Origin of the sequence: Rhodococcus sp. CX, assembly GCF_015865005.1 — a bacterium.
Classification (GTDB): Bacteria; Actinomycetota; Actinomycetes; order Mycobacteriales; family Mycobacteriaceae; genus Rhodococcus.
The window spans coordinates 15,578-21,715 of the sequence record NZ_JADZGH010000054.1 but is presented as its reverse complement, the minus strand read 5'-3'; the positions used below and the strand labels follow the sequence as shown (position 1 = coordinate 21,715).

The window sequence follows — 6,138 nt, the reverse complement described above, 5'->3', positions numbered from 1 at the left end:
CGCCGGCCACCACGACCGAACTCGGCAGCCTGCCGACGGGCGGGCCGGCGGTCGGCCCGGCACGCCGCAACTCGATGGGGCAGGCGTCGGTACGGATCGCCGCGCGGCTCGCGCACGGCGAGCTGGCCACCCGGACCCACCGCAGTCACGCCTCGGACCCGACCGTCGACAACGACGAACTGCTGAGCCTGCTCGGTGAGTACCTGCTCGCCGGTGGTCTCGAGAAGCCGGAGATCCATGCCACCCTCGGCGGGCAGCCGATCGTCGTGGACCTGCAGGCACCGCAGCGCCCCACGCGCTGAACGAACTCCCGCCTCCGGGTGGCTGAATCGACTCCTGCCTCCGGGTGACGGAGGCAGTCACCCGGGGGTCAGTCCTCGAAGAGCGCGGCGATCCTCGCGGGGTCGATGTCTTCGATGGTCTTCGGCGACCACGACGGGTTGCGGTCCTTGTCGACGAGCACGGCCCGCACCCCCTCCGCGAAGTCCGGTTCGCCGCAGATCCGGACGGCGACGTCGAGCTCCCGCGCGAAGCATTCGCTCAGGGTGCTCTCGGCGCCGCGGCGCAGAAGTTCGGCGGTTGCGTACAGGCTCGTCGGCGACAGCGCCCGCAGCGCGTCGCGGGTCTGCGTGGCCCAGGCGGGGTCACCGAGCGTGTCGTCGTCGAGTCGCGTGACGATGTCGGCGACGGTGCCGTCACCGAAGACCTGCTCGATGTCGGTGAACCGGTCGGCGAGCTCCGACTCGGGGGCCGGCTCGGCGAACTCGTCGAGGGCGTCCTGCCATTCGCCCGCGCGGATGCGGTCGGCGAGCGCACCGATGCGGTCGCTGGGCACGAAGTGCGTGGCCAACCCGACTGCGAGGGCGTCTCCGGCGGACACGCGGGCGCCGCTCAATCCCAGGTACATGCCGACGGCGTCGCAGCGTGCCGTGGTTCCGCGCAGCCGCGGAAGGAAGTGGCTCGCGCCGACGTCGGGGATGAATCCGATCGCGGTCTCGGGCATCGCGAGCATCGCGTTCTCCGACACCACCCGCACCGCGCCGTGGACGGAGATGCCCAGCCCGCCGCCCATGGTGACGCCGTCGAGCAGCGCCAGGTACGGCTTGGGGTAGGTGGCGACGAGCTCGTCCAGCCGGTACTCCTCGGCGAAGTACGCCCGGACCCGATCGGTGTCGCCGGCCAGCGCCGCGTCCCGCACCGACTTGATGTCCCCACCCGCACAGAACGCGCGGTCGGAGGCGCTGGTCACCAGTACCGCCGTGACCTGCGGGTCGTCGCGCCACTCCGACAGCGGCGCGTACAGGTCACGGATCATCGAACTGTCCAGGGCGTTGAGCGCCGAGGGCCGATCGAGCACCACCTCGCCGACGCCGTTGGCGACGCAGGCACGAATGAAGGACGACTCTGTCACGGGCGGGAGCCTACCGGGCGAGGTCGTCACCGGCCGGACACACGGTGTTCGCGCGCTACGGGGTGTCGCCGGTGGGGTTGCCCGTGACCGGACCGACGAGCAGCCAGCGGTGCCCGAACGGGTCGAGCAGCGTCGCGTTGCGGTTGCCGTGGCTTTCGGTGATCCAGCGTTCGACGGTGCCGCCGGCGCCGCGGGCACGGGCCAGGACGGCATCGGTGTCGTCGACCGGCAGCATCAGGCTCACCGACGTCGAACCCGCCTCGGCGGCGGTCAGCCCCATCTCCGGGAACTCCTCGGCGACATACACCATGCCGGTGGGGAAGATCAGTTCCGCATGACCGATCCGGCCGTCGTCCATCACGACCGGGTCACCTGCGAGCTGCGCATCGAAAACCTTTGTGTACCAGTCGATTGCCGTGCGAGCCTCGGAGACCGTGAGATACGGCAACGCTCCCGGTCTCGGGAAGTCGATCCCGTCGAACGTCATGATGCGCGCGGAACCTCCAGCAGATCCCAGCGGTTGGAGGTGAGCCGGAAACTCGGCAGGTCGTCGAGGGAAACGACTGTCTCCCAGTTCCGTTCGTAGGAGGTGTGCGAGATGCGCCATTTCCCGTCGTCGCACAGCGCGTACCGGTCGTGGTAGTACGCGGAACCGCGCAGCAGCATCCCGTCCTCGGGCACGACGACGGTGTCCGCGAGCAGCCACACCCCGGTGGCGGTCTTCCCGTCGGGGGCGACGTCGATCTCGGGGTGGCTGCAGTGGTGCTCGGTGACGACGTGGGCGCCGAGCGTGTTCGCGAGAAAACCCACGAACGCGTCCCGGGATTCGAAACTGAGATGCTCGCCGTAGACGGCGGTGGCCTCCGGAGTCAGTGTGTCCGCGAACTCGACCCATTCCTTGGTGTCGAGCGCGCGAGCATAGCGGTACTTGACCCGCTCGATCGCACTGACGGCCTCCCGATCCATCGCCGACCTCCCGAGCCCGTACGACCTTTTGGTACCTGACAGCCAGGCTATCCCGGATTCCGGTCGGGGGGTATCGGTTTCGGAGGCTCGCCGGGCAATTCGATTGCAGTTCGGTTACGTCGCCGTCGTTGTCGCCCGTTCACCGCGTCCGGTCCGTGTCGCCGTGCTATCGGTCCGGCCGCGGCGGGGCCAGTGCCCGGATGGTCGCGTCGACGATGGTCTCCGCGTACGCCTCGTCCTCGGCGGGGGTGGCCGGGGTCCCGAGGGCGAACAGCACGTGACTGAGCACCGCCCCGGTGACCATCTCGAGCAGCAGGGTCACGGACGTGTCGGCGCGCAGTTCACCGCGGGCGACCGCGCGGTGCACGATGGTGCGCGCCGCGAGCACCCGGCTGCGGTTGAGCGTGTCGGTGAGCCGGGCGAGCAGCTCCGGATGGGCGCGCGCGTCGAGCGCGACACGCAGGCTCACCAGCCCGGAGGTGGTGCGGTAACCACGGAGCAGCTGACCGGCGAGCTCGACCAGGTCCGCGCGCAGGCTGCCGGTGTCGATCGGGTCCGGCAGCGGGCTGCGGGCCTCGAGGGCCTGCACGAGCAGATCGTCCTTCGAATCCCATCGCCGGTACAGGGCGGCGCGGCCGACGCGGGCCCGGCGGCCCACGGCGTCGAGGGTGAAGCCGCGCCAGCTCGTCTCGGAGTAGACCTCGAGCACGGCGTCGAACACGCGGTCCTCGAGGTCGGCGTCGCGCGGCCGGCCACGGCGTCGGGGTGATGCTTCGGTCACACCGGCAGTGTGCCAGACCTCGGAATTATTTACAGACTGGATCAGTCCGTATTACTCTTCGGTCAGTTCAACACCGCGTCTTCCCTAAGGACAGTGATGGCAGACCCCACCCGTGTACCGGTCGTGATCGGTGTCGGCGACCTCCGATCCGGTCGTGCCGGCTCCCCCGCCGACCCCCGCGAACCGCTCGACCTGATCCACGAGGCCACCACCGCGGCCCTCGCCGACACCGGCGTCGCCGACTCCGCGGCCCTCGCCGCCCGGGTCGACACGATCCGCGCCGTCAAGACCGCGAGCTGGGCGTACGACGACCTGCCGGGCCTGCTCGCCGACCGCCTGGGAGCAAACCCCGACCGCACCTCGACCACGCCGATCGGTGGGCACTGGCCCGCGGCGCTGCTCGACCGGATCGCCCACGACATCGCCGCAGGCACGAGCTCGATCGCGCTGCTCGTCGGCGGTGAAGCGCAGGCGTCGGTCACCGGTGCGGCCAAGTCCGGCACCGACCCCGCCGCACTCGGCTGGACCACCGCGCCCGGCGGCCCGCCCGCGTTCGACCCGGACGACCTGGGCAGCCTCGCCATGCAGCGCGCCGCGATGATCGCCCCGACCCGGGTCTATCCCCTGTTCGAGAACCGGCTCAGCTTCGAGGCCGGGCACGGGCACGACGAATCCGTCGCCTGGTCCGCCCGGCTGTACGCGGCGTTCTCCGAGATCGCCGCCACCAACCCGGCCGCGTGGAACCCGGACCTGCGCACCGCCGAGGACATCGCCACCCCCGGTCCCCGCAACCGAATGGTGACCGATCCGTACCCGCTGCTGATGAACGCGATGCCGTTCGTCGACCAGGCCGCCGCGGTCGTGGTCACGTCCCTCGCCGCCGCCCGTGACCTCGGCATCGACGAGGACAGGATCGTGTACGTGTGGGGCGGCGCCGGCGCCACCGAACCCGCCGACGTGCTCGCCCGCGCCGAGTTCGGCCGCTCGGCCGCGCTCGCCGACGCCCTGGCCCGCACCCTGTCCCGCGCCGACATCAAGGCCCGCGACCTCGACATCGTCGACGCCTACAGCTGCTTCCCGGTGGTACCGAAGCTGCTCGTCGAACACCTCGGGCTGCCGCGCGAGACCGTGCCCAGCGTCACCGGCGGGCACTCGTTCTTCGGCGGACCGCTCAACAGCTACACGCTGCACTCGATCGTCGCGGTCGCGCGACGGCTGCGCACCGACGGCGAGCTCGCCCTCGTGCACGGCAACGGCGGTTACCTGACGTACCAGCACACCGTCATCCTCGCCGCGGCGCCGCACACCGACGGCTACATCGGCGATCCGGAACCGGTACTGCTGCCGGCGACCGCACCCGAAGCCGCCCGCGACTACGAGGGTGAGGTCGAAGTCGTCACCGCCACAGCCGAATACGGACGTGACGGCAATCCGGCCACCGGCTTCCTCATCGGCCTCACCCCCGACGGCCGCCGCGTCGCCGGGCACACCGACGCCGCGGGCGCCGCGATCCTCGCGACCGGCCCCGCACTCATCGGGCAGACCCTCCGCGTCGCCGACGCCGGCGGCGCGCTCACCATCACTCTCGTCGATCAACCCTCCGAGGAGTCCGCATCGTGACCGAACCGGTCGTTCTCGTCGAGCAGCGGGACCACACCCTGCTCGTCACCATCAACCGTCCCCGCGCCGCCAACAGCATCAACGCGGAGGTGCACCAGGGCCTCGGCGAGGCGTGGGAGCGCGCCGACGAAGACAACAGCGTGCGGGTGGTCGTGCTCACCGGTGCCGGCGACAGCGTGTTCTGCGGCGGCGCCGACCTCAAGGCCCTCGGCACCTCCGGACCCGACGGCGTCACCCCGCCCGAGACCGCGCACTGGGGCTTCGCCGGTGTGGTCAAGCACCACATCCGCAAGCCGGTGATCGCCGCGGTGAACGGCACCGCGCTCGGTGGCGGCACCGAACTCGCGCTCGCGAGCGATCTCGTCGTCGCCGCGGACAGCGCCGAATTCGGTCTGCCCGAGGTGCATCGCGGGCTCATCGCCGGTGCCGGCGGCGTGTTCCGCATCGGCCAGGCCATCCCGCGCGCGGTCGCGATGGAGCTGATCCTCACGGGCAAGCCGATGTCCGCGCAGGACGCGCTGCGGTGGGGCCTGGTCAACCGCGTGGTGCCGCAGACGGACGTGCTGTCCACCGCCCTGGCGCTCGCCGAGGACGTCGCGGCCGGCGCTCCCCTGGCCGTGCAGGCCAGCAAGACCGTCGCCCGCGGCATCGTCGACGGCAACATCGCCGCCGAGGATCAGTCCTGGGAACTCACCGACAAAGCGCTCGCGCGTCTCACCACCAGCGCCGACACCCTCGAAGGCGTCATGGCCTTCATGCAGAAGCGCGCACCCGTCTGGAAGGGCGAATAACCGTGACCACCACCGAAATCCTGCGCTGGGACACCGACGAGCGGAAGGCGCTGCGGCAGCTCGCCGCCGACTTCACGCGCAAGGAGATCGTCCCCCACATCGACACCTGGGAACGTGAGGGCGCGATTCCGCGGGAGCTGCACCGCAAGGCCGCCGACGCGGGCCTGCTGGGCGCGTCCGTCGCCGAGGAGCACGGCGGCTCCGGCGGCAACCCGCTCGACATGCTCGCGATCCTCGAGGAGATCATCCTCGCGGGCGGCTCGTCCGGATTGATCTCGGCCCTGTTCAGCCACGGCATCGCGACTCCGCACATCGTCGCGTCGGGCAACACCGATCTCATCGACCGGTTCGCCCGTCCCGCGCTCGAGGGCCGGCTCATCGGATCGCTCGCGATCACCGAGCCCAGCGGCGGCTCCGACGTGGCGAACATCCGCACCACCGCGCGCCGCGACGGCGACGAGTACGTGATCAACGGCTCGAAGCTGTACATCACCTCCGGTACCCGCGCCGACTTCGTCACCACCGCGGTGCGCACCGGCGACGCCGGTGCCGGCGGTATTTCGCTGATC

The 6,138-nt window shown here is 71.0% G+C and carries 7 protein-coding genes and 1 pseudogene; 4 read left to right on the top strand and 4 right to left on the bottom strand.

Going from position 1 to position 6,138, the window contains the following annotated elements; genetic code table 11:
* Positions 1-302 (top strand): annotated as a pseudogene (locus tag I0Q12_RS05340) (hypothetical protein); the annotation flags it as partial.
* Positions 303-370: 68 nt separating this feature from the next.
* Here I0Q12_RS05340 and I0Q12_RS05335 read toward each other — a convergent pair.
* The 4 genes from I0Q12_RS05335 to I0Q12_RS05320 all read right to left on the bottom strand — a co-directional run bounded on the left by I0Q12_RS05335 (position 371) and on the right by I0Q12_RS05320 (position 3,158).
* Entirely contained in the window at positions 371-1,411 is a 1,041-nt protein-coding gene (locus I0Q12_RS05335; protein ID WP_197250958.1) for an enoyl-CoA hydratase/isomerase family protein, read from the bottom strand.
* A gap of 55 nt (positions 1,412-1,466) precedes the next feature.
* Positions 1,467-1,898: a glyoxalase/bleomycin resistance/extradiol dioxygenase family protein gene (locus I0Q12_RS05330; protein WP_197250957.1), complete on the bottom strand. Its 432-nt coding sequence runs from the start codon at positions 1,896-1,898 to the stop codon at positions 1,467-1,469.
* A complete protein-coding gene (locus I0Q12_RS05325; protein WP_197250956.1) occupies positions 1,895-2,377 on the bottom strand; it encodes a nuclear transport factor 2 family protein in 483 nt (160 codons plus the stop codon). Before I0Q12_RS05325 ends, I0Q12_RS05330 begins: the two co-directional genes overlap by 4 nt.
* 166 nt (positions 2,378-2,543) lie before the next feature.
* Positions 2,544-3,158, bottom strand: a complete 615-nt coding sequence (locus I0Q12_RS05320) for a TetR/AcrR family transcriptional regulator (RefSeq protein ID WP_197250955.1) — start codon at positions 3,156-3,158, stop codon at positions 2,544-2,546.
* Positions 3,159-3,254: 96 nt separating this feature from the next.
* Here I0Q12_RS05320 and I0Q12_RS05315 point away from each other — a divergent pair, with 96 nt between their 5' ends.
* The 3 genes from I0Q12_RS05315 to I0Q12_RS32030 all read left to right on the top strand — a co-directional run.
* Positions 3,255-4,778 carry an acetyl-CoA acetyltransferase gene (locus I0Q12_RS05315; protein WP_197250954.1) on the top strand — a complete coding sequence of 508 codons (1,524 nt, stop codon included), beginning with the start codon at positions 3,255-3,257 and terminating at the stop codon, positions 4,776-4,778.
* Positions 4,775-5,569: an enoyl-CoA hydratase-related protein gene (locus I0Q12_RS05310; protein WP_197250953.1), complete on the top strand. Its 795-nt coding sequence runs from the start codon at positions 4,775-4,777 to the stop codon at positions 5,567-5,569. Before I0Q12_RS05315 ends, I0Q12_RS05310 begins: the two co-directional genes overlap by 4 nt.
* Positions 5,570-5,571: 2 nt before the next feature.
* Positions 5,572-6,138, top strand: a 567-nt coding sequence (locus tag I0Q12_RS32030) for an acyl-CoA dehydrogenase family protein (RefSeq protein ID WP_374068583.1), incomplete at its 3' end; no start/stop codon positions are given.

What these genes read in the sequence shown, in the direction of transcription:
- I0Q12_RS05325 (WP_197250956.1), bottom strand. Translation starts at nt 2,377, where the DNA reads ATGGATCGGGAGGCCGTCAGTGCGATCGAGCGGGTCAAGTACCGCTAT.
- I0Q12_RS05315 (WP_197250954.1), top strand. Translation starts at nt 3,255, where the DNA reads ATGGCAGACCCCACCCGTGTACCGGTCGTGATCGGTGTCGGCGACCTC.
- I0Q12_RS05330 (WP_197250957.1), bottom strand. Translation starts at nt 1,898, where the DNA reads ATGACGTTCGACGGGATCGACTTCCCGAGACCGGGAGCGTTGCCGTAT.